Origin of the sequence: Marinobacterium lutimaris, assembly GCF_900108065.1 — a bacterium.
Classification (GTDB): domain Bacteria; phylum Pseudomonadota; class Gammaproteobacteria; order Pseudomonadales; family Balneatricaceae; genus Marinobacterium_D; species Marinobacterium_D lutimaris.
In genome coordinates this window covers 1-20,693 of record NZ_FNVQ01000009.1, presented here as the reverse complement: position 1 = coordinate 20,693, position 20,693 = coordinate 1, and the positions used below count along the sequence as shown (strand labels likewise).

At 60.5% G+C, this 20,693-nt stretch carries 19 protein-coding genes and 3 pseudogenes; 11 read left to right on the top strand and 11 right to left on the bottom strand.

The features are described from left to right. Nucleotides 1-74: 74 nt before the first annotated feature. Nucleotides 75-323 (bottom strand): annotated as a pseudogene (locus C4S72_RS24400) (DDE-type integrase/transposase/recombinase); the annotation flags it as partial. Between the two features lie 85 nt (nt 324-408). On the opposite strand from C4S72_RS24400, the gene tnpA reads away from it, so the two are divergent. The 3 genes and pseudogenes from tnpA to tnpC all read left to right on the top strand — a co-directional run bounded on the left by tnpA (nt 409) and on the right by tnpC (nt 2,718). After that, nucleotides 409-765 carry an IS66-like element accessory protein TnpA gene (gene tnpA, locus C4S72_RS24395; RefSeq protein ID WP_104005826.1) on the top strand — a complete coding sequence of 119 codons (357 nt, stop codon included), beginning with the start codon at nt 409-411 and terminating at the stop codon, nt 763-765. Beyond that, complete coding sequence (gene tnpB, locus C4S72_RS24390) at nt 762-1,097, top strand: IS66 family insertion sequence element accessory protein TnpB (protein WP_160115590.1); 336 nt, start codon at nt 762-764, stop codon at nt 1,095-1,097. The genes tnpA and tnpB overlap by 4 nt, the downstream gene beginning before the upstream one ends. A gap of 92 nt (nt 1,098-1,189) precedes the next feature. Continuing rightward, nucleotides 1,190-2,718, top strand: a pseudogene (gene tnpC / locus C4S72_RS24385) (IS66 family transposase). A gap of 269 nt (nt 2,719-2,987) precedes the next feature. Here the strand turns inward: tnpC and C4S72_RS24380 are convergent. Next, the gene (locus tag C4S72_RS24380) at nt 2,988-3,662 is read right to left on the bottom strand and encodes a GNAT family N-acetyltransferase (protein ID WP_104005824.1); all 675 of its coding nucleotides are present in this window, start codon (nt 3,660-3,662) and stop codon (nt 2,988-2,990) included. A gap of 133 nt (nt 3,663-3,795) precedes the next feature. Next, a complete protein-coding gene (locus tag C4S72_RS24375) occupies nt 3,796-4,614 on the bottom strand; it encodes an AraC family transcriptional regulator (RefSeq protein WP_104005823.1) in 819 nt (272 codons plus the stop codon). A 67-nt stretch (nt 4,615-4,681) separates the two neighbouring features. Between C4S72_RS24375 and C4S72_RS24370 the strand changes: the two genes are divergently transcribed. Beyond that, nucleotides 4,682-5,071, top strand: coding sequence for a cupin domain-containing protein (locus C4S72_RS24370; RefSeq protein WP_104005883.1), 390 nt, complete (start codon nt 4,682-4,684; stop codon nt 5,069-5,071). A gap of 142 nt (nt 5,072-5,213) precedes the next feature. Here C4S72_RS24370 and C4S72_RS24365 read toward each other — a convergent pair whose 3' ends face one another. Beyond that, nucleotides 5,214-5,744 (bottom strand): PaaI family thioesterase, encoded by a 531-nt coding sequence (locus C4S72_RS24365; protein ID WP_200826896.1) that lies wholly within the window; start codon nt 5,742-5,744, stop codon nt 5,214-5,216. A 191-nt stretch (nt 5,745-5,935) separates the two neighbouring features. Continuing rightward, the gene (locus C4S72_RS24360; protein ID WP_104005821.1) at nt 5,936-7,423 is read right to left on the bottom strand and encodes an efflux transporter outer membrane subunit; all 1,488 of its coding nucleotides are present in this window, start codon (nt 7,421-7,423) and stop codon (nt 5,936-5,938) included. Between the two features lie 131 nt (nt 7,424-7,554). Between C4S72_RS24360 and C4S72_RS24355 the strand changes: the two genes are divergently transcribed. The 7 genes from C4S72_RS24355 (at nt 7,555) to lpdA (ending at nt 17,686) form a co-directional block, all read left to right on the top strand. Continuing rightward, nucleotides 7,555-8,172, top strand: a complete 618-nt coding sequence (locus tag C4S72_RS24355; RefSeq protein ID WP_104005820.1) for a TetR/AcrR family transcriptional regulator — start codon at nt 7,555-7,557, stop codon at nt 8,170-8,172. An 83-nt stretch (nt 8,173-8,255) separates the two neighbouring features. Further along, nucleotides 8,256-9,500 (top strand): efflux RND transporter periplasmic adaptor subunit, encoded by a 1,245-nt coding sequence (locus C4S72_RS24350; protein ID WP_104005819.1) that lies wholly within the window; start codon nt 8,256-8,258, stop codon nt 9,498-9,500. Continuing rightward, entirely contained in the window at nt 9,497-12,583 is a 3,087-nt protein-coding gene (locus tag C4S72_RS24345; protein WP_104005818.1) for an efflux RND transporter permease subunit, read from the top strand. The genes C4S72_RS24350 and C4S72_RS24345 overlap by 4 nt, the downstream gene beginning before the upstream one ends. 12 nt (nt 12,584-12,595) lie before the next feature. Continuing rightward, complete coding sequence (locus C4S72_RS24340) at nt 12,596-13,402, top strand: oxidoreductase (protein WP_104005817.1); 807 nt, start codon at nt 12,596-12,598, stop codon at nt 13,400-13,402. Between the two features lie 86 nt (nt 13,403-13,488). Beyond that, nucleotides 13,489-14,967: an MFS transporter gene (locus tag C4S72_RS24335; protein WP_104005816.1), complete on the top strand. Its 1,479-nt coding sequence runs from the start codon at nt 13,489-13,491 to the stop codon at nt 14,965-14,967. A 47-nt stretch (nt 14,968-15,014) separates the two neighbouring features. Next, the gene (gene fabF, locus C4S72_RS24330; protein WP_104005815.1) at nt 15,015-16,295 is read left to right on the top strand and encodes a beta-ketoacyl-ACP synthase II; all 1,281 of its coding nucleotides are present in this window, start codon (nt 15,015-15,017) and stop codon (nt 16,293-16,295) included. Further along, nucleotides 16,295-17,686, top strand: a complete 1,392-nt coding sequence (gene lpdA / locus C4S72_RS24325) for a dihydrolipoyl dehydrogenase (RefSeq protein ID WP_104005814.1) — start codon at nt 16,295-16,297, stop codon at nt 17,684-17,686. The genes fabF and lpdA overlap by 1 nt, the downstream gene beginning before the upstream one ends. Before the next feature lie 278 nt (nt 17,687-17,964). Here lpdA and C4S72_RS25850 read toward each other — a convergent pair whose 3' ends face one another. The 6 genes and pseudogenes from C4S72_RS25850 to C4S72_RS26245 all read right to left on the bottom strand — a co-directional run bounded on the left by C4S72_RS25850 (nt 17,965) and on the right by C4S72_RS26245 (nt 20,572). Further along, nucleotides 17,965-18,114, bottom strand: coding sequence for a hypothetical protein (locus C4S72_RS25850; protein ID WP_160115589.1), 150 nt, complete (start codon nt 18,112-18,114; stop codon nt 17,965-17,967). Beyond that, nucleotides 18,101-18,460: a tripartite tricarboxylate transporter permease gene (locus tag C4S72_RS24320; protein ID WP_104005813.1), complete on the bottom strand. Its 360-nt coding sequence runs from the start codon at nt 18,458-18,460 to the stop codon at nt 18,101-18,103. The genes C4S72_RS25850 and C4S72_RS24320 overlap by 14 nt, the downstream gene beginning before the upstream one ends. Nucleotides 18,461-18,810: 350 nt before the next feature. Further along, nucleotides 18,811-19,482 (bottom strand): annotated as a pseudogene (locus tag C4S72_RS26110) (tripartite tricarboxylate transporter permease). A 172-nt stretch (nt 19,483-19,654) separates the two neighbouring features. Continuing rightward, nucleotides 19,655-19,795: a hypothetical protein gene (locus C4S72_RS25845; RefSeq protein ID WP_160115588.1), complete on the bottom strand. Its 141-nt coding sequence runs from the start codon at nt 19,793-19,795 to the stop codon at nt 19,655-19,657. An 83-nt stretch (nt 19,796-19,878) separates the two neighbouring features. After that, a complete protein-coding gene (locus C4S72_RS25840; protein WP_160115587.1) occupies nt 19,879-20,025 on the bottom strand; it encodes a hypothetical protein in 147 nt (48 codons plus the stop codon). 232 nt (nt 20,026-20,257) lie between these two features. Further along, complete coding sequence (locus tag C4S72_RS26245) at nt 20,258-20,572, bottom strand: Lrp/AsnC family transcriptional regulator (RefSeq protein WP_200826895.1); 315 nt, start codon at nt 20,570-20,572, stop codon at nt 20,258-20,260. Nucleotides 20,573-20,693: the final 121 nt, after the last annotated feature.

The following is a 20,693-nucleotide window of genomic DNA, read 5'->3' as shown; positions in this document are numbered from 1 at the left end:
GTCAGGAAACCCAAGAACCCTTGCGGCACCGAGGATTTCAAGTAAAGCAAAAATCAGAAATACCTTGCCCTGACAGTATTACTATCGGAGTGGAACAGAAGCCCAGCCGGCCTTCCTCGCTGCTCAAAGGCCATATCGAGCGCCTTCACCACCAAGGCACCATCTGGACGTTCAGAGAAGGCCCATCCGACAATACGGCGAGAAAACAGGTCGAGCACAACAGCCAGATAACACCACCGGTTCTGCACCCAGACATATGTGATGTCGCCACACCACGCCTGATTCGGTGCGGCTGGCTCAAACTCCCTATTGAGGCGGTTGGGTGTAACCGTCCGGTAAACCCATCTTTCCGGGTCCAGTCAGTACGCCAACAATAAGTGCCCATCTATATTTAAGTGGGCACTTATCATGACGACCGACACGATCCGCAAGCGTCGCCGACATTCTCCCGAGTTCAAGGCCGCAGTGATCTCTGCCTGCCTCCAACCTGGTACTTCGGTCGCGCAGGTAGCGCGTGAACATGAACTCAATGCTAACCAAGTTCAGACTTGGATCCGTAAGGCTCGCCAACAAAGCAGGCTGCCGGCGCCGAATGATTTTGTGAAGCTACCGCTGCCCGTTTCAGCGCCTTCGCTTTCTTCCGCTGCTTCGGATTCAAGCGTGATCCGTATCGAGATCCCGCGAACCAACGGCAGCATCGTCGTGAACTGGCCCCTGGCTGACGGCGACCGATGTCTGCGCTGGTTGCAGGATCTGCTGCAATGATCCGTATTGATGAGATCTGGCTAGCCACCGAACCCATGGATATGCGGGCGGGACCGGATACGGCTCTGGCACGCGTGATTAAGGTATTCGGTGAGGCTCGCCCACACTGCGCTTACCTGTTTACCAACAAGCGCGGTAACCGGATGAAGGTGTTGGTGCATGACGGCCTGGGTATCTGGTTGTGCGCACGGCGCCTCAACCAGGGCAAGTTCCACTGGGCCGAGGCTTGGCGCGGCGATCACCGGGTATTAACAGCCGAGCAACTGACAGCACTGGTACAGGGGCTCCCTTGGCAGCACGTCGGTGCCGCCGGTGTGATTACGCAGATCTGAGGCTTTAACCGAGTTGAGCACAGGCACGCTCGCCGGGCTATTAGCCGATCCGGGCATCCCCAAGTTCGGTCAATGCGGGCATACTGTCGTGCATGAGTGCATCCCCGGACCTGACCCAGCTCACACCTGAACAGCTCCGCCAGTTAGCCGCCGAGCTGATGACCCGTGTCGAGCAACAGGACCAGGTGATCCAGGCCCACGATCAAGCTCTCCAGCAACGCGACCAGGTCATCCAGAAACGTGACCAAACCATCAAGCAGCGCGATCTGAAAATCGGGTAACTCACCTACGAAGTCGCCTTACTGAGACGGCATAAATTCGGTCAGCGTAGCGAACACCTCAACGTGCTTCAGATCAGCTTGCTGGACGAAGTAATGGATGCGGATATCGCCGGAATAGAGACCGAACTGGAGCAATTACAGGCTCCAGCGGTCGCCCCTGCTGAAAAGCGTCAGCCCAAGCGCTCACCGCTCCCGCCTGAACTGCCCCGTACCGAGATCTGCCATGAGCCGGACAATACCCGGTGCACCTGCGGCTGCCAGCTCAAGCGCATCGGCGAAGAGGTCAGTGAGAAGCTCGACTATACGCCCGGCGTGTTCACGGTGGAGCGGCATATCCGGGGCAAGTGGGCCTGTAATCGCTGCGAGACGTTAATCCAGGCGCCGATGCCGGCACAGATCATCGACAAGGGGATCCCTACCTCAGTGTTGCTCGCCCAGGTGCTGATCGCCAAGTACGCAGACCACCTGCCGCTGTACCGACAGGAACAGATCTTTACCCGTGCCGGCGTTCCACCCTGGCCGAGTGGATCGGTGTCTGCGGAGTACAGCTACAGCCACTGGTCGATGCATTGCGCGATACGCTCCTCAAGGAAGCGGTGCTGCATGCGGATGAGACACCGGTACCGATGCTGCCTCCCGGCAAGAAGAAAACCCATAAAGCCTACATCTGGGCCTACGCCAGCACTCCGTTCTCTAACCTGAACGCGGTGATCTATCACTTCACTCCCGGACGGAGCGGACAGCACGCCCGAGAGATGCTCGGAGAGTGGAGCGGCAAGCTGGTCTGTGATGACTACAGCGGATATAAGGCCAGCTTCGCCCAAGGGGTCGCCGAGATCGCCTGTATGGCCCATGCCCGTCGCAAGTTCGTGGAACTGGAGGTCAGCGGTAAAAGTCAGATCGCCGGCCAAGCCGTGGAGCAGATCCGGCAAAGCCGATTCAAACCGATACTGGACGCACTCCATCAATGGATGCAGGCCCAACGTACGAAAATACCCCATGGGACAGCGACCGCTAAGGCGCTGGACTACAGTCTGAAGCGTTGGACAGCCCTGACGCGTTACCTTGTTGATGGATCGGTGCCGATCGATAACAACCGGGTGGAAAACCTGATCCGACCCTGGGCGTTGGGTCGGAAGAACTGGCTCTTCGCAGGCTCCTTGCGCAGTGGCCGGCGGGCTGCCGCGATCATGAGTCTGATCCAGTCAGCGAAGCTGAACGGACATGAACCCTACGCCTACCTGAAGGATGTACTCACCCGGCTGCCGAAACAGAAGGCCAGTGCCATCGATGAGTTACTGCCGCATAACTGGACGCCGGTTACCGCTGACAAGGTGTGACCGGCAGACGGTTACGACTGTACCACCTAAATTGGTGTCCGGAATCATTGAAACACTACACAAAGGACTGGAGGCAAACGTAAACTGAGGCACTTTTTAAAGCTGTTTGGTCTAAAAAAGATTACCAGTCAGCGTAAGCCCCCGGATTGCTCTGCGTCGCAACAGATTGCGATGTTGAAAATTTGGCTGTCTGACCGCTTTATGGATGGGCGGCAGCGTTCGATGGTCAGGCGTGAGGTATCCTCCGACACGACTGGGAAACGGTCTAGTTACGATGCCTTTAATCCGATCGCCAGTTTGGTGCGTTGTTGTCCATTCGAATCAAAATTCGTCGGATCAAGCCAAGCAAGATAGGCTGGCTTTATCGATTTCCAGTCGTCATCCGTCATCGCGAACCAGGCGGTGTCGCGATTTTCACCTTTCACTACCAGGTGATTGCGGAAAATACCCTCGAAGAGGAAGCCGAACCGCTCAGCCGCGCGCTTTGACGGCAAGTTGTGATTGTGGCATTTCCATTCGAAGCGGCGGTAGCCGAGCTCGTCGAAAACATACTGCGCCATCAGGAAAAGCGCCTCTGTCGATATCCTTGAGCGCGCGATTGCAGGACACCAGAGTACGTGCCCAACCTCGGCGACCCCGTTGTCTGCATCGATGCGCATCAGTGCCTGGCGCCCCTCCGCCCGGCCGGTCCGCATGTCGATAACCGCGAAAAACATTGGGTCCGCCGATGCTTCCGCTTTTTGCAGCCAGTTGGTGAAGGCCGAATAGTCTGGAGGCGTAGTGTCGGGAAGGTAACGGAACCGGCCATCCGCACCGGGTTCGATCGCGGCGGCAAACAGGTCCGCCCCGTGTATCGCTTCGCTAAGCGGTTCTAGCCGCGCATATCTCCCCTGTAGGGTCACCCGCTCAGGTTGGGGGGCACCACGCCAATTTGAAAGATCCATAGGTGTCTCCTCTGCAATAATTCTGGTTGAGATTAACGGGTGGGTGTCACCGCGATATTCAGCCCAAAGACAATCTAGCTGACGGGACGAATGGCAACCTGACAATTTCTATCGCCAATCGGACAATACCTGTTTACTCGTCTCGAGAACCGAAATAGCGTCGACGCGCCTGGCCTGGGGTTATTCCGAAAAGCCCCCGGAACGCAGCACCAAAAGCAGGGACCGAATCAAAGCCCGCAATGGCGGCGGCCCGGGCGGGAGAACCCCCGGTGGACAGGGCACTGAGCGCCGCCGTCAAACGCGCCTGCTGTCGCCATTGTCGAAAACTCATTCCTGTTTCCGCCCGGAACAATCGGGCGAGCGTCCGGCTCGACGCGCTAGCGACATCCGACCACTCTTCAAGATTGCTCCTGTCGTGCGGACGCTTCAACAGCCCCATCACCACCCTTAGAAGGCGTGCGTCGGATGGCAACTGCAGACCGAGCGGAAGCGGCTCTGCCCTGGCGATCTCATCCAGAGTCAATTCAGTCAGGTAATACCCCCGGCCTTCTAGTTCCCACTCCACCGTCTCGGCACAGACCGCGAGGATGAGTTCGCGCAGCAGGCCCGAAATCGCGATGACCTTGGTCACATTTGCCACCCGTGCGGCGACCTCCTCCCGCATGAACAGCGCTCGCATCGCAACCGGGCCATCCATGCTGATGGCGTGCTCCACGTTGGCGGGAAGAAAGAGAGCGGTCGTGGGTGGCACAAGATAGCTGGTGTCTTGCGTGTCCACCCGCATGACACCTGAAGTTGCGTAGAGCAATTGCGCCCTTGGATGACTATGCATGCCCGACGACAGGCCTGCCGGGTAGTCGCATGCGAACCCGACGATCGAACGCGACGCAGTCTCGAACGGAAGAATTTCAGCCTGTCGCGTTGGCGACAGAAAATGTCCAGTTATCTTCATTCGACCAGAATACTCTGAAATTCACTGCTTTCAAGACAGGCATAGCCCAACAATGAGAGGTATCGACATGAACAGAGGACTATTTGAAAAGATCGGCTTCGTGAAAGCGGAGCAGTTGACCCAGGGGCCTCAGACGCCAGGGCAGAATCGCAAGAAGGCACTGGAGGCAGGCACGCTTTGGGTTGGCGAGTGCCACGTCACGGCACTCAACGCGCCAAGCCAGTGGCATCATCATAAGGATTTCGACAGCGTGATGTATATGCTCTCGGGTCGAATTCGTGTCGACTACGGTGAAAACGGTGAGCAATCCTTCGAGATTGGCAAGGGCGACTATGCCTATTTCCCGCGCCAGGCGATCCATCGGTGCCAAATCTTGGAAGGCGGAGACGATGTTCACTACGTCTTCGTGCGTATCGGCGAAGGCGAAACCCTCCTCAATGTCGACGGCCCAAGTTGAGTCGATCCGCTGGCAGAATGAAGTGCAACCCCCGGATTTTCAAGGGCGGGGGTAAGCCCATCCTATGGCATTGAGGTGTCTAGAGGACTAGGGGTAATTCAGTACGAAGTTTTCATCTGCGCCCCAAAACTGCCGATGGTTATCACGTCGGTTTGAATAGCAAGCAAGTCGTGCTCGCGAGTGCGTAGAGTTTGCCGTCCGGTCCGAAAATCTGGCCTTCTGCCGTCGCTACTCGACCACCGCCGTGAACCAGGCGACCCTCCACGCGCACCAGCGGCACCGCCTCGGAGAGGGGACGAATGAGGTTGAGCTTCAGTTCGAGAGTCGTGTATGCCTTTCCCGCCGGCAATGTCGAGTGCACGGCGCATCCCATCGCCGTATCCAGCATGGTGGCGTACCAGCCGCCGTGTACCGTGCCCATCGGGTTGTAGTAACTGGAGTCCGGCCGTCCCTGGAATACTGCATATCCGGACTCGATGTGAACCGGGATGAAGTCGAGCGTGCCCGCCATCGGCGGTAGCGGCAGCTCGCCGGCGGAGATCGCTTCCAATATCTGCAATCCGCTGCGCCTGGCGATCTGGGCCGGCGATGCCACGCCGGGGGTGGGCTGGAGCCTGGCCCGTATGGCGGTGTCCTCGGCCTGCCAGAGAGCCAGCGTCTCTTCGGGATTCATAGCGTCGCAGTGTAATGTCATGCAGTTAACCTCTAGAGATCATGTGCGTGGTTACCCAGGGCCTGCCCAGCCGGTATGCCGCTAAGACCAGCGAGCGGCCTTGTTCGGCATGTTGGCGGGCAATCGCCTCGTCGATTCTGCGCGACGGCCCGTGATGAGTACCCGTGATGGGTCCTCCGTGATCATGTTGCTCACCTTTGATTGTTGCCAGAGAAGGAGGGCGTCGAGAGGTCGCTGGCCTTTCTCGGATCCCAGCCACCCCCGAGTGCCCGGAAGGAGACGATGGCGGCGCGTGTCGCCTCGGTTTGCGCCTGTGCCTTGGCGTCACTCACCTGCAGCAGATTACTGTCGGCATTCAACACCTCGATCAGGCTGACGACGCCCCCCTCGTAGGCGGCAAGCGAGTTCTCGCGGGCACGGGCGAGATATGTTTCTCCCCGTGTTAAAATGCCGAATTGGGCCTCACGTTTGATCAGAGCCGAGAAGGCGTTCTCGACCTCCTCGGTTGCCCTCAACGCGGCCAGGCGGTAGGCTGCGAGCGCTTCGGCTTCCTGGCCACGCGCGGCGGCGATCTGTGCCTCGACGCGGCCGAAGTCGAACAGGCGCCAGCGTAGTCCGAGCACGCCCTGGGCCTGGTTGGCGTCACCGCTGAACAGGTTGCCGCTCGATATCGTGGTGGCGCTGCCCAGTAGCGCGCCGAGTGAGAACTTGGGGTAGTACTCCGAAATTGCCACGCCTATGCGAGCATTGGCTGCGGCAAGGCGCCGCTCGGCGACGATGAGATCCGGTCGGCGGCGAATCATCTCGGCCGGGGTGCCGGTTTCGGCCAGCGCCGGCGCGAGCGGGATCGGCGCCACCGGGGTCAGTTCGTTACGGTAGGTGCCCGGCTGTGCGCCGAGCAGTACGTCCAGTGCGTTCATCGCTGCATCGAGGCCCGCTTCGAGGACGGGAATCCGGGCTTCGACCTGAGCAAGCGAGCCCTCGGCCTGATTCACTTGAAGTTCGGCGGCGATCTCCTTCTCATACTGGAACCTGATCGTGTCGAGCAGGCGGCGGCGGGTCTGGGCCTGCTGTTCGGCGATCGCGATGCGCGCCTGCAAGCCTCGGATCGTGACGTACAGATCCGCCGTTTGTGCAGCCACGGCGAGTCGTGTCGCCACGGCGCCGGCTTCGGATGCCGCGTACGCTGCGTGTGCGGCTTCCCGGCCTCGCCGCAGGCCGCCGAACAGGTCGATCTCCCAGCCTGCAACAAGGTCGGCCTCGTAGGCGCTGCCACTGCGGTCGAAATCGGGCGTCGAGTTGAGCACCTGTCCCAGCGGGGTTTCGATCGACTGGTAGGCTTTCGCACCCTGAGCACTCACATTCGCCGACGGTAGCAGTGCCGCATCGGCCAGGTGCAATGACCCCCGCGCCTGGACGACTCGCGCCGCCGCTTGTGCAATATCCAGGTTCTGTTCGAGCGCCAGGGTGACGAAGCGTGTCAGCAACGGGTCATCGAAAGATGCCCACCAGGCTTGCAGCTCAGCACTGTTTTGAGCCTGCCGCTGCTCGACACTGTCCTGACCGAGGAAGCGAGCCGACAGGCTGGTCTCGGGTGCCCTGTAGTCAGGGCCGACCGCGCAGCCCGTCATGACGCTGACACTCAGCAGAAAGGCAAGAGAGCGGGGGCGGGTAAGCATGGAAGTTCTCCGGCAGTTGAGTGGTGTTAGCTTGAGTTGCTTAATTGAGTTACGTAGTTGAGTTGCTAAAGTGACTATAGTCCAATATGGTCACTAGTTGTCAATCGAAAATATCGAGATAAGGTGTTCTTATGAGTGAAAACGAGTCTTCTGTCCCGCAGTCGCGCGGCCCCGCCGAACACAGTGTTCGCGAGCAGATCGTGGAGGCGGCTGAAGCGCACTTCAGCCATTACGGGTACGAGAAGACCACGGTCTCCGACCTGGCCAAGGCGATCGGTTTTTCCAAGGCGTACATCTACAAGTTCTTCGATTCCAAGCAGGCGATCGGCGAGGCGATCTGTGCCAAAACTTTGAGTACGATGATCGCGGCGGTCGAACGGGCGGTGGCCGATGCGACTACGCCATCCGAAAAATTTCGTAGAATGTTCAAGACGTTAGTGGAGACTGGTGCGGGACTTTTCTTCAATGAGCGCAAGCTTTACGACATCGCGGCGTATTCCGCCGGCGAGGGCTGGCCGTCCGCCCGTTCCTACTGCGAGCGGATTCGTGAGATTCTGACGGAGGTGGTCCGCGAAGGGCGGGAGAGCGGCGAGTTCGAGCGCAAGACTCCCTTGGACGAGACGGTGCATGCGGTCGACTTGGTCATGCAGCCCTATGTCAATCCGCTTCAACTGCAGTACAACCTCGATCTTGTCGAGGAGGCACCGGTACAGCTTTCGAATCTGGTGTTGCGCAGTTTGGCACCTTAGACGCTAGTAAATACTGATTGTGACCATTGACGAAAATGGTCACTAGTTCTAGTATGGGGACATTCACTCTTTAGGAGGTCTCCATGCTTAAGCACCGTGATATCCCACTCCTTGCTGTCATCGGTCTGCTGCCCTTGGCCTTGTCGGCATGTAATGACGCTAGTTCTTCAACCGATCCGCGCACGCAAAGCCCCCTCGTACGGGTAGCAACGGTGGCGACAGCCGGTCAGGCGGAGCGCGCGTTCACCGGTGTCGTCGCGGCGCGGGTGCAGAGCGGCCTTGGCTTTCGTGTACCCGGCAAGATCCTGGAACGTCTGGTCGATACCGGACAGTCGGTCAAGCGCGGTCAGCCGCTGATGCGTATCGACCCCACGGATCTGAGGCTTGCCACGCGCGCCTATGAGGAAGCGGTTGCGGCTGCCGCCGCGCTTGCGCGCCAGACCGCGGAGGACGAGGCGCGATACCGAGATCTCGTCTCCAGGGGCGCGGTGTCGGCATCGGCTTACGACAAGGTCAAGGCGGCCGCCATGGCAGCCCGGGCGGAGCTTAATGCGGCCCAGGCCCGGGCCGAGGTAGCCCGTAACGAGACCGGCTACGCTGTCCTGTTGGCCGATGCGGATGGTGTGGTAGTCGAGACCCTGGCCGAGCCGGGGCAGGTTGTCGGTGCCGGTCAGGTTGTCGTGCGTGTGGCACATGCCGGGGCTCGCGAGGCGATTATCGAACTCCCCGAAACCCTGCGTCCGGTGATCGGATCCACCGGCCGGGCGACACTATATAGCAGCGGGCAGACCGGCTCTGCGACACTGCGCCAGTTGTCGGACGCGGCCAACCCCCAGACCCGGACCTTCGAGGCGCGATACGTGCTGGAGGAAGGACTGGCGAACGCGCCGCTGGGCTCCACCGTTTCCATTCAGCTTGCGACCAACCAGGATCCGGCCAAGCATGATTCGGCAACACAAAGGCCGGCCGGCAGTTCCGAGCCGGCGCTCCAGGCACCGATGCTCCAAGTACCAATAGGCGCGCTCTACGATTCGGGCAAAGGCCCCGGTGTCTGGCTGGTCGAGGGGCTGGGGAGCGAAGAGCAGGGGCCTCGCGCCACTTGGCATGCGGTGAAGGTCGCCAGTCTCAGTGACGAAACGGCGTTGGTGGTCGGTGATCTGGAGGTTGGTGACAGCGTCGTGGCGCTCGGTGCCCATCTGCTGCATGAAGGCGAGCCCGTGCGACTGATCGGGAACGCTGCCGCATACGGCCTGGCCGTCAATGGCGAGAGGGCAGCCATGAGCGAATCAGGGGGAGCAGCCCTGAGCGGATTAGGGGAACGCCAATGAGCGGCTTCAATCTCTCCGCGCTCGCCGTACGCGAGCGCTCGGTCACCCTGTTCCTGATGCTGGCGATCTTCATCGCCGGCGTCTTCGCCTTCCTGACGCTGGGCCGGGCAGAGGATCCCGCCTTTACCATCAAGCAGATGACCGTGATCACCGCCTGGCCCGGAGCGACCGCCAAGGAGATGGAGGAGTTGGTCGCCGAGCCGCTGGAAAAGCGGATGCAGGAGCTGCGCTGGTATGACCGCACCGAGACGTTTACGCGACCGGGCCTGGCCTTCACCACGGTGGTGCTGCTCGACAGTACGCCGCCCGCCGATGTCCCTGAACAGTTCTATCAGGCACGCAAGAAGCTCGGTGATGAGGCGCTCACGCTGCCGCGGGGCGTCATCGGCCCGATGGTGAACGACGAATACGCCGACGTGACCTTCGCGCTCTATGCCCTGAAAGCCAAGGGCGAGCCGCATCGGCAACTGGTGCGCGATGCGGAGACCTTGCGCCAGCGCCTGCTTCACGTGCCCGGTGTCAAGAAGGTAAACATCATTGGCGAGCAGGCCGAGCGGATCTTCATCGAGTTCTCCCATGACCGCCTTGCCACCCTGGGTGTGTCTCCACGCGATCTCTTTGACGCGCTGAATAGCCGCAACCAGATGACCCCCGCCGGCTCGATCGAAGCCAAGGGGCCACAGGTCTTCATCCGACTCGATGGTGCCATCGACGATCTGGAAGCGATCCGCAATACGCCCGTCGCGGCGCGGGGCCAGACGCTGAAGCTCGGTGACCTCGCCGAGGTGAAGCGTGGCTACGAGGATCCGGCTACCTTCCTGATCCGCAACAACGGCGAACCGACCCTGCTGCTTGGCGTGGTCATGCGCGAGGGGTGGAACGGCCTCGATCTCGGCGAGGCGCTGGAGACCGAAGCGGAAGCGATCAACGCCGAGATGCCGCTAGGTATGAGTCTGTCCAAGGTCACCGACCAGTCGGTCAATATCCACTCGGCGGTCGACGAGTTCATGGTCAAGTTCTTCGTCGCCCTCGGTGTGGTGATGCTGGTGGGATTCCTCAGCATGGGCTGGCGCGCCGGCATCGTGGTCTCGGCCGCGGTCCCCTTGACCCTGGCCGTGGTCTTCATCGTCATGGCGGCCACCGGAAAGAACTTCGACCGCATCACGCTTGGCTCCCTGATCCTGGCCTTGGGACTGCTGGTAGACGACGCGATTATCGCCATCGAGATGATGGTGGTGAAGATGGAGGAGGGCTACGAGCGAATACAGGCCGCCGCCTATGCCTGGAGCCATACCGCCGCGCCGATGCTCGCCGGCACCCTGGTGACCGCGATCGGCTTTATGCCCAATGGCTTCGCCAAGTCGACCGCCGGCGAGTACACCAGCAACATGTTCTGGATCGTCGGCATTGCCTTGATCGCCTCCTGGCTCGTTGCCGTGGTGTTCACGCCCTACCTGGGGGTGAAGCTGCTGCCGAACTATGAGCAGCAAGCAGGCGGGCACGCGTCCATCTACGCCACGCCGAACTACGAGCGTTTCCGCCGCCTGCTCGGATGGGTGGTCCGGCGCAAATGGCTGGTCGCGGCCGGCGTGATCGGCGCCTTCGTGATCGCAGTGATGGGCATGGGGGTGGTGAAGAAGCAGTTCTTCCCGACCTCCGACCGGCCCGAAGTGCTGGTTGAGGTGCAGATGCCCTATGGTACCTCGATCGAGCAAACCAGTGCCGCGACGGCGAAGGTCGAAGCCTGGCTTGCGCAGCAGCAGGAGGCCAGAATTGTGACTGCCTACATCGGCCAGGGCGCTCCGCGCTTCTTCCTGGCGATGTCACCGGAATTGCCCGATCCGTCGTTCGCCAAGATTGTGGTGCTCGCGGGCAATGACAGGGAACGGGAGGCGCTTAAGTTCAGGCTGCGGCAGGCGATAGCCGACGGTTTGGCGCCTGAGGCGCGGGTGCGTGTGACCCAGATCGTGTTCGGTCCGCCGTCGCCGTTTCCCGTTGCCTTTCGCGTCATGGGGCCGGACCCGGACCAGCTGCGTGAGATCGCGGCAGAGGTGAGTGGCGTGATGCAGGCCGATGCTCAGATGCGGACGGTCAACACCGACTGGGGCGATCGCGTACCCACGCTGCACTTCTCCCTCGACCAGGATCGTTTGCAGAGCATAGGCTTGACTTCCACCGACGTGGCTCAGCAACTGCAGTTCCTGCTGAGCGGCATCCCGGTCACCGATGTGCGCGAAGATATCCGTTCGGTGCAGGTTACGGCCCGGTCGGCCGGCGAGACGCGGCTCGATCCGAGTCGGATCGCCGACTTCACCCTTGTTGGCGCCAGCGGTCAGCGGATTCCTCTGTCGCAGGTGGGAAAAGTGGACGTGCGCATGGAAGATCCGATCCTGCGCCGCCGCGATCGCACACCGACCATTACCGTGCGCGGCGATATCGCCGAGGGCCTGCAGCCGCCGGATGTCTCCACCCGCCTGTGGACGGAGCTCCAGCCGATTGTCGCCACGCTGCCGACCGGTTACCGGATCGAGATGGCCGGTTCCATCGAGGAGTCGGGCAAGGCGAATAGCGCATTGTTGCCGATCTTCCCCGTCATGATCGCGCTGACTCTGATCACCATTATCCTCCAGGTACGCTCGATCTCCGCCATGACGATGGTGTTCGCCACCGCGCCGCTGGGCCTCATCGGCGTCGTGCCCACGCTACTGGCGTTCCAGCAGCCGTTCGGCATCAACGCCCTGGTCGGCCTGATTGCGTTGTCCGGCATCCTGATGCGCAACACGCTGATCCTGATTGGTCAGATCCGCGACAACGAGGAGGCTGGATTGGCGCCGTTCCATGCCGTGGTCGAGGCCACCGTGCAGCGCGCGCGCCCGGTCATCCTGACCGCGCTCGCCGCCATCCTGGCGTTCATACCGCTGACCCAGTCGGTGTTCTGGGGCACCCTGGCCTACACCCTGATCGGCGGCACCTTCGCCGGAACGGTGCTGACCCTGGTATTCCTGCCGGCTATGTACTCAATCTGGTTCAAGATCAAAGCTTCATCGCAAAGTCGCGTTTCAATATCCGAAACCGTCATATAAAGAGGAACTGCCATGTCAAACTCAAAAGTGGTCGTTGTTACCGGCGTATCATCGGGTATCGGGCGTGCCGCCGCCGTGAAATTTCTCGAGCGTGGCTGCCGGGTCTTCGGCACCGTGCGCAACACTGCACAGGCGCAACCGATCCCCGGTGTTGAACTGGTCGAGATGAATATCCGTGACGATGCATCGGTTCAACAAGGAATCCAGACCATCATCGCTCAGGCCGAGCGCATCGATGTGCTGGTCAACAGTGCGGGTGTCACCCTGCTCGGCGCGACGGAAGAAACCTCGATTGCCGAGGCCCAGACGCTGTTCGACACCAACCTTCTAGGCCTCTTGCGCACGATCAAGGCTGCGCTGCCCCACATGCGCGAGCAGCGTTCCGGTCGTATCGTCAATGTCAGTTCGGTGCTGGGCTTTCTGCCGGCGCCGTATATGGGGCTCTATTCGGCATCCAAGCATGCCGTCGAAGGGCTGTCCGAAAGCCTGGATCACGAGGTGCGCCAGTTCGGCATTCGAGTGGCGCTGGTCGAACCCTCCTTTACCAAGACCAACTTGGATCTCAATGCGCCCCAAACGGCTACCAGAATCCCGGACTACAGCAAGGAACTCGGTGTCGTGACCCAGGCGATCCAGAACAACGTCCAAAAAGCGCCCGAGCCAGATGGCGTCGCCACCACGATAGTCGAAGCTGCTTTGGGCGCTTGGAAGATGCGGCATACACCCAAGGGTGAAGCCTCTCTGTTGAGAAAACTGCGTCGCTTCATGCCCACCGGCCCGGTTGAGAAGGGCCTGAGGAAAACCTTTGGGCTCGCCTGAATCGATCACAACCTTACTAGCGCTTGTAGGCAACCAAAGAGCCTAGCTCTGAGAGAGCAAGTGCACCAGATGACCGGAAGAACCCAATGAGTGCTCCGAACAGCCAGACCATCATTTCCTCGCCTGCCGCCATGGAACAGGCTTTGCCAAGTTCGCCTACCAGTACGGCCTCGCCATGGCCGGTGTTCTGGGTGGCCAGTATGGCGGTGTTCCTTGTCTCCATGGATGGCACCATGCTGTTTGCAGCGTTCAGTGCCTTGCGGGAAGGGTTTCCGCAGGCCACAGCGGCAGACCTTTCGTGGGTGCTCAATGCCTACACCGTGGTTTATGCAGCGATGCTGATCCCAGCCGGCGGGTTGGCGGACAGGCATGGGCGCAAGAGGGTGTTTCTCGCTGGCGTAGCGTTGTTTCTGGCGGCTTCCGTTGCCTGTGGCCTGGCTGTCAGCGTGGAGTGGCTGGTTGCTGCAAGGGTTCTGCAGGCAATTGGCGCAGCATTACTGACGCCGGCATCACTCTCGCTGGTACTGGCAGCGTTCCCGATAAATAAGCGAGCTGTAGCGGTCAGTCTATGGGGGGCGGTCGGTGGGCTGGCGGCTGCAGTGGGGCCGAGCCTGGGTGCGTTCGTTATCGCGTCGCTCGGGTGGCAATGGGCGTTCTACCTGAATGTACCGTTGGGCATTGTTGCCATATGGCGCGGTGCAACCCTGCTGACGGAAGCCCGGCAGCCAAGCCGAGGGCGCCCTCTGGACTTAGTGGGGATGGGCTTGCTGATCGTCGGTATTGGCGCCCTGGCGCTGTCCATCGTGCAAGCGGAGTCGCCTGCCTGGTCACGCCACGAGCTTCTGGGTGCTGCAGGCATCGGATTAGCGTGCGTCGTCGGATTTTGCGTCTGGGCGCGGACTACCGTGGCGCCACTGGTGGACTTGGGTTTGTTTCGCAACGCCACCTACCGTTACGTCAATCTCGCAACGTTGAGCTTCGGCATCGCGTTCGCGATGATGTTTTTTGCCTTCTTTTTCTACATGCGTTCAATCTGGCATTACTCGCTGCCTCTGGCTGGGCTGGCGATGGCTCCCGGACCACTGCTGGTAGTTCCCGTGGCTGCTTTGTCAGGTCGGTTGGCGAGCAGGTATGGTCACCGACCTTTGCTGGTCGTGGGGTGCCTGATCTACGCGGCCAGCGCACTGTGGTTTTTGCTGGTGCCCGGCACTGAGCCCGCCTATCTGACGCAGTGGCTACCAGGCATGCTGTTCAGCGGCATTGGCGTGGGTATGGTGTTGCCTTCGCTATCGGGCGCTGCTGTCAGCCACCTGCCACTGGAACATTACGCCGTAGGCGGTGCCGTCAACCAGGCGATACGGCAAATAGGCGCTGTGATAGGGGTTGCCCTCACCGTGCTGCTGCTTGGCAGTGCCGGTTTGCAGCGTGCGGATTTCGATGTGGTCTACCTGTGTCACATGGCATTGGCGTTGATGACTGCAGTTCTGTGTCTGCCCGTCAACACCTTGTCCAAGGTCATCGAATCTCAACCGAAAAAACGAAAAGTCGATCCTGCGCTCTTGTAACGGCAAGAGCTAGAAGAGATCTACCAATTTCAAACGAGGAACAGAGCATGCGTCGCGTTGTTGTTACAGGCCTTGGGCTGGTTTCGCCCTTGGGGGTAGGCGTAGAGCCTACCTGGGCCCGGCTGTTGAACGGACAGTCCGGCATCAGGCAACTACCTGAAACTCTGGTGGGTGACCTGCCGGTCAAGATAGCCGGGGTGGTCCCTGATCTCACGGAGGACCCGGAGGCCGGATTCGATGCCGATCGCGTTGTCGCGCCTAAAGAGCAGCGCAAGATGGATCGCTTCATGCTGTTTGCATTGGCGGCCGCGGAGGAGGCGGTCGCCCAAGCGGGATGGCAGCCTACCGATGCGCACGAACTGGAGCGCACTGCCACCGTGATCGCGTCCGGAGTGGGCGGCTTTCCGGCCATTGCCGAGGCGGTGCGCACGACCGACAACCGGGGCGTCCGCCGCCTGTCGCCCTTCACTGTGCCCTCATTCTTGGTCAATCTGGCCGCCGGTCACATCTCAATTCGCTACGGCTACAAGGGTCCGATCGGCGCGCCGGTCACCGCCTGCGCGGCAGGCGTGCAGGCGATTGGCGACGCCGCGCGGCTGATTCGAGCCAACGAGGCGGATGTGGCGATCTGCGGTGGTGCCGAGGCCTGCATCGACAAGGTAAGCCTGGGTGGCTTTGCCGCCGCTCGCGCCCTCTCCACCGGTTTCAACGACACGCCGGCGCGTGCCTCGCGTCCCTTTGACAGGGCCCGGGACGGGTTTGTCATGGGCGAAGGTGCGGGCGTATTGGTTATTGAGGAGCTTGAACATGCGCTTGCCCGTGGCGCGACGCCCCTTGCCGAAATCGTTGGCTACGGCACGACGGCGGATGCCCATCACATCACCTCGGGTCCGGAGGATGGCAGTGGCGCCCGGCGTGCCATGGAGATCGCGCTGGCGCAGGCGGGACTGACTCCGGCCGATCTCCAGCACGTCAACGCTCATGCCACCTCCACGCCGCTGGGCGACCGGGGCGAACTGGCCGCGATCAAGGCACTGTTCGGTGACCAGGTGGCGGTCAGTGCGACCAAATCGGCGACCGGTCATCTGCTCGGCGCGGCGGGAGGACTGGAGGCGATCTTGACGATCCTAGCCCTGCGCGACCAGATCGCGCCGGCCACGCTCAATCTGGAACATCCGGATCCCGCTGCCGCGGGGCTGAATCTGGTACGGGGTAGCGCGCGGCAGATGCCGATGGAGTATGCCATCTCCAATGGCTTCGGTTTTGGCGGCGTCAACGCCAGCGTCCTGCTTCGCCGTTGGGATTCAACTTCTGCAAGGAGACTCTAATGTCTGACGATATCTTCGATGTACTGATCATCGGCGCCGGCCCCGGCGGCTACGCCGCCGCGATTCGCGCCGCCCAACACGGCCTGCGCACGGCCTGTGTGGAGCGCAGCGCTGCGCTAGGGGGCACCTGCACCAACGTGGGATGTATTCCATCCAAGGCCTTGCTGCATGCCTCGGAGATCTATGCCGAGGCCGCTTCCGGGAAGTTCGCCCGCTTGGGCATCAACACGCCCCATGCCAGTCTCGATCTGGACGCGATGCACAACTATCGGAAGAGCGTCGTGAAGTCGCTCAACAACGGAGTGGCCTATCTGTTTCGCAAGAACAATATTGAATGGATCAAGGGGCAGGCGTCCTTCGTCGACAGCAACACCGTGCAGGTCGACGGTCGCACTGTCCGTGCGGCTCATATCGTGATCGCCACCGGCTCCTCGGTGACCCCGTTGCCCGGTGTGGCGATCGACCAGCAGGTCGTTCTCGACTCGACCGGCGCGCTGGAGCTGCCCAGTGTGCCCCGACACCTGGTGGTCGTCGGCGGCGGCGTGATCGGACTGGAACTGGGTTCGGTATGGAAGCGCCTCGGCGCCGAGGTGACTGTAGTGGAGTACTTCGACCTGCCGCTGTCGGGCATGGATGCCGATATTCGTCGGGAAGCGCTGAAGATTTTCAAGAAGCAGGGATTCGGCTTCAGGCTCTCGTCCAAGGTTACGGATGTACGGGTGTTGGGAGACAGCGCCAGGCTCAGGATCGAATCGGTCGAGACAGGCGCGTCGGAGACCCTTGAAGCCGACGCGGTCCTCGTTGCAATCGGCCGACGTCCGAACACTGAAGGGCTTGACCTGGACAAGGCGGGCCTGTCGACCAACGCGCGGGGGCAGATCGAGGTCGACATGCACCTTCGCACGGCGGTGGACGGCATCTGGGCCATTGGCGATGTGGTGCCGGGCCCCATGCTCGCGCACAAGGCCGAGGAGGAGGGCATCGCGGTGGCCGATCGGATCGCAGGTCAGACAGCAGCCGACCACACGTCGATTCCATCGGTTATCTACACACTGCCGGAGATCGCCGGCATCGGTCTGACCGAAGAGCAGGCCCGTGCACGTGGTGAGGTCAAGGTTGGCCATTTCCCGATGCTCGCCAATGCGCGCGCGAAGACGAACCTGGAGCCGGATGGTTTCGTCAAGGTGGTGAGCGATGCCGCAACGGATCAGGTGCTGGGCGTGTGGATGATCGCCTCCGTCGCCGGAACGATGATCTCTCAGGCAGCACAGGCCATGGCCCTCGGCGCGAAGAGCGTCGACATCGCCTACGTCTGTCATCCGCACCCGACGCACTCGGAAGCGCTCAAGGAAGCGGCGATGGCGGTGTCCGGCTTGCCGATCAATTGCTAGACGCCGAATGCGGCAGCTGACCACGGTCGCGAGAACCCGCTTGCCGGTATAGGTTGACCTCAAGCAAAACCGAGGAACTCTGAAGTGCCACAGCATTAATGCTGGAGAGCCGGTTCGGCTAGTGACGGCCTAACCAGCCGGCATGCCGGTTAACAGAGAAGGCATCGGCGGCGATTGGCCGGGTTCAGGGACGTTGCGGTCTTAATGACTCCATCTGGTGGTCGGCAGTTTCCGTGAGAACCTGGTTTCGAGAGGGCCCCCAAATTTACACGACGCCCTCAGGCTTCGCGTGTTCGGGTGACCCGCCTTACTCGGATAAACACCGAGACGGGTGGCCAGAGCACGTCCAGTGCAATGGAGATGAACAGCAGGGAGGCGATGGGGCTAGCAGTGAAAAACTCCAGGTCATTGCCTTCATGGATCTGCATCCCTAATCGCAGGTTCTGTTGGAACTGCGGGCCGAGAACCGGGCCGATGACCAAAGGTGCCGGCGGGAAAGCTCCGCCGCACAGGATGACCGCGAGGAAGCCAAAGACCCGGATGATTGGGCAAGGCGAGGAACAGCATCGTGATGTTGATTAGGATCAGTGAAATAAAGATCGCGTTGACCGTCTCGACGCGTTCAGTCATCAGCCGCACGCCCGGTGTCATAGCTTGGATGACGAGGGCTCCTACAAGAATCGCCGTGACAACCTCGCCGGGAATACCAAGCGCGAGTGTCGGAATCATGGCGCTATCGGTCACGGTGTTGTTGGCCGACTCAGATAAAATCAACCCAGCCGTCTCACGCTAGCCAAAGTTCTTGCTACGGGTTGATGATTGCTCGCCTAGTGCGTAGGCCACAAAGGTCACCTTTGCCGGGCCCTTGCCGGGCAAGGGGGCCGATCAGGCTGCCGATAACCAAGCTGCGCAACAATACACTGATTACGCCTTTCCATTAGTCGAGGCTCGGCAGCGTCATCCGAGTGCCGGAGGTCTCCATCCCGCCTTCGCCCGGACGCGCAATGCGGATGAAGGCTTCAGACAGCGCTAAGATGCCGATAACCACGGCGATGAGGTCAGCACCCTGAGAAACTGGGTGTCTAACGTGAAGGGACTGCTGCGGGTGACCGGATCGGCGTCGATCAGCGCCAGCGCGAGCCCACGATGCCCATCAACAATCCCTTGTTCATGGCACCTTTCGAGACCTCCGAAATGTAGGTTAACGCCAGCACGATCTGGGCGAAGATTTTGACGGAGCCGAAATTGGTGGCGAAGTTCGCCAGCTGCGGCGCTGCAATTATTAGTGCAATACAGGAAATCAGTCCGCCAATCACATAGGACAGCGTCACTCAGCCCAGCGCCTTGCCGGCCTCATTTAGTCGCGCCATTGGATAGCCGTAAAGTATGGTGACTGCCGAATGTGGTGTACCGGGCGAATTGATAAGAATGGCCGAGATGGCCCCGCCGTAGACGCCGAGCAACCGTGTAATGTTGGTGACGGCATCCATGCTTAAGGTGAAGAGCAGGCAGATCGAGATACTGACGACCGAGGCCAGCACCGGCAACGCTCCGATGCCGTGCACAAGAGGATGGCGAAGATAGGGCCCAGCGAAAAGACGAGGCCGAGTGCGTTCATAACCGTATCCATCAGAAGAGACCTCCCGGGAGCAGTTAGTGCAGCCGGATCTCAAGCAGGTGGCGAGACAGCCCGACCGTAGCTCACCCAGTCCATTTTTGCGTGGGCCTATGCGGGCTTGGAGGACACACTGGATGAGCACGACCGCCGACAAGCCGATCCAGAGTCTGAGCCGCATGAGCGGCAGTTCCACGGTCGCGCCGCGTTCAGCATCTGCCCGGCTCACCCACAAAAGCTCGATCCCCAGCCCCTGCTCGAAGAGTGCAAGCTGGGTATTGCTGTTGAAAGGGCGTTGCACATCAACCTGGTTGCTTTTAATGGCGGGGTAGACTTGATTTCAACGATAAGCTTCATTTAACAAGGCCAGCATCTTTCAGGATATCGCCGTTGGTTGCGGCACTCTTGCGCGTGAACTCCCCGAATGCCACAGAACCACGATAGGTAAAGCCGGTGCGGGAGTATTTCAGGTAGGGATGGATTTCTCTCTGCACTGCTTTACACAGCCCGCTGCATATTCGTCGAGCGTTTCCTGCGACATGTCTTTAGGCGCAAAGACGTCTTGCCAGACCGAAATCTACAGGTTACAGCAGAACTCTTTCAGCGGAGGAATTTCCGGATAGGCCTCCAGGCACTCTTCGGCGAAGATCGCGAGCGCTTTCACTTCATTCGATTCCAGCACGGTCGTGGTGTCGACAAAGAGCTGGATCTCGCCCCCTGCCATAACGAGATGGGAGATGGTTCCCGGTCCTTAAGAGCCGTAGATCTCGCGCCCGCTTTTACCGGCCGTGATCACATCATCGACCGAAGTCAGGTCAGACCCGCTGCTGACCGGGAGGAAGACCGGCGGAGCATAGGCATAGTCTTCGACGCTATCGGGACGCGCGCGCAGTAACGGCTGGATGGCTACGGCTCCGATCGGTAGGTAGACGAGCGTCAGCCTGTCTGAATCGGCGCTAACAGCACTGCATGCTAATTCGAGAGCACCGGGGCCGGTCCCCTTTCCAGATGGGGGGCAGAACAATGTAGCTGCGTGTTCCGCTGAAACCGTCAATCGAATGAATCACTTCCAGCAGATCTTCCAGTGAGCGGGTGTCCTGGGTTCTGACTTTTAGCAACATGGCACTATCACCTGCCACCGTGTGAATTTCCTCTACGTCGGGGAGCTCCTTGAGAGCGAGGATCGAGCGGGTTACAGCCCAACTAGACGTGTCGACATGGATGAACGCAAGCAGAGGTCGTCCGATCTTACTGCTATCCAGTCTGGCCACTGTGCCGATAATTATACCGTCGCTCTTGGGGTTCTACCCCGTTACTGCGGACACTTCTGAAAAGAGGCACAATGTGCCAAAGGAGTGTTCATGACCCAACGCAGAAGATACAGCGCCGAGT

Excerpts from the sequence above, each read along its gene's own strand:
- C4S72_RS24375 (WP_104005823.1), bottom strand. The coding sequence starts at position 4,614 with ATGAAGATAACTGGACATTTTCTGTCGCCAACGCGACAGGCTGAAATT.
- C4S72_RS25840 (WP_160115587.1), bottom strand. The coding sequence starts at position 20,025 with ATGGCAGGGGGCGAGATCCAGCTCTTTGTCGACACCACGACCGTGCTG.
- tnpA (WP_104005826.1), top strand. The coding sequence starts at position 409 with ATGACGACCGACACGATCCGCAAGCGTCGCCGACATTCTCCCGAGTTC.
- C4S72_RS24340 (WP_104005817.1), top strand. The coding sequence starts at position 12,596 with ATGTCAAACTCAAAAGTGGTCGTTGTTACCGGCGTATCATCGGGTATC.
- C4S72_RS24355 (WP_104005820.1), top strand. The coding sequence starts at position 7,555 with ATGAGTGAAAACGAGTCTTCTGTCCCGCAGTCGCGCGGCCCCGCCGAA.
- C4S72_RS24350 (WP_104005819.1), top strand. The coding sequence starts at position 8,256 with ATGCTTAAGCACCGTGATATCCCACTCCTTGCTGTCATCGGTCTGCTG.
- C4S72_RS24380 (WP_104005824.1), bottom strand. The coding sequence starts at position 3,662 with ATGGATCTTTCAAATTGGCGTGGTGCCCCCCAACCTGAGCGGGTGACC.
- C4S72_RS24370 (WP_104005883.1), top strand. The coding sequence starts at position 4,682 with ATGAACAGAGGACTATTTGAAAAGATCGGCTTCGTGAAAGCGGAGCAG.
- tnpB (WP_160115590.1), top strand. The coding sequence starts at position 762 with ATGATCCGTATTGATGAGATCTGGCTAGCCACCGAACCCATGGATATG.
- fabF (WP_104005815.1), top strand. The coding sequence starts at position 15,015 with ATGCGTCGCGTTGTTGTTACAGGCCTTGGGCTGGTTTCGCCCTTGGGG.
- C4S72_RS25850 (WP_160115589.1), bottom strand. The coding sequence starts at position 18,114 with ATGCAGATCCATGAAGGCAATGACCTGGAGTTTTTCACTGCTAGCCCC.
- C4S72_RS24345 (WP_104005818.1), top strand. The coding sequence starts at position 9,497 with ATGAGCGGCTTCAATCTCTCCGCGCTCGCCGTACGCGAGCGCTCGGTC.
- lpdA (WP_104005814.1), top strand. The coding sequence starts at position 16,295 with ATGTCTGACGATATCTTCGATGTACTGATCATCGGCGCCGGCCCCGGC.
- C4S72_RS24360 (WP_104005821.1), bottom strand. The coding sequence starts at position 7,423 with ATGCTTACCCGCCCCCGCTCTCTTGCCTTTCTGCTGAGTGTCAGCGTC.
- C4S72_RS24365 (WP_200826896.1), bottom strand. The coding sequence starts at position 5,744 with ATGAATCCCGAAGAGACGCTGGCTCTCTGGCAGGCCGAGGACACCGCC.
- C4S72_RS24335 (WP_104005816.1), top strand. The coding sequence starts at position 13,489 with ATGAGTGCTCCGAACAGCCAGACCATCATTTCCTCGCCTGCCGCCATG.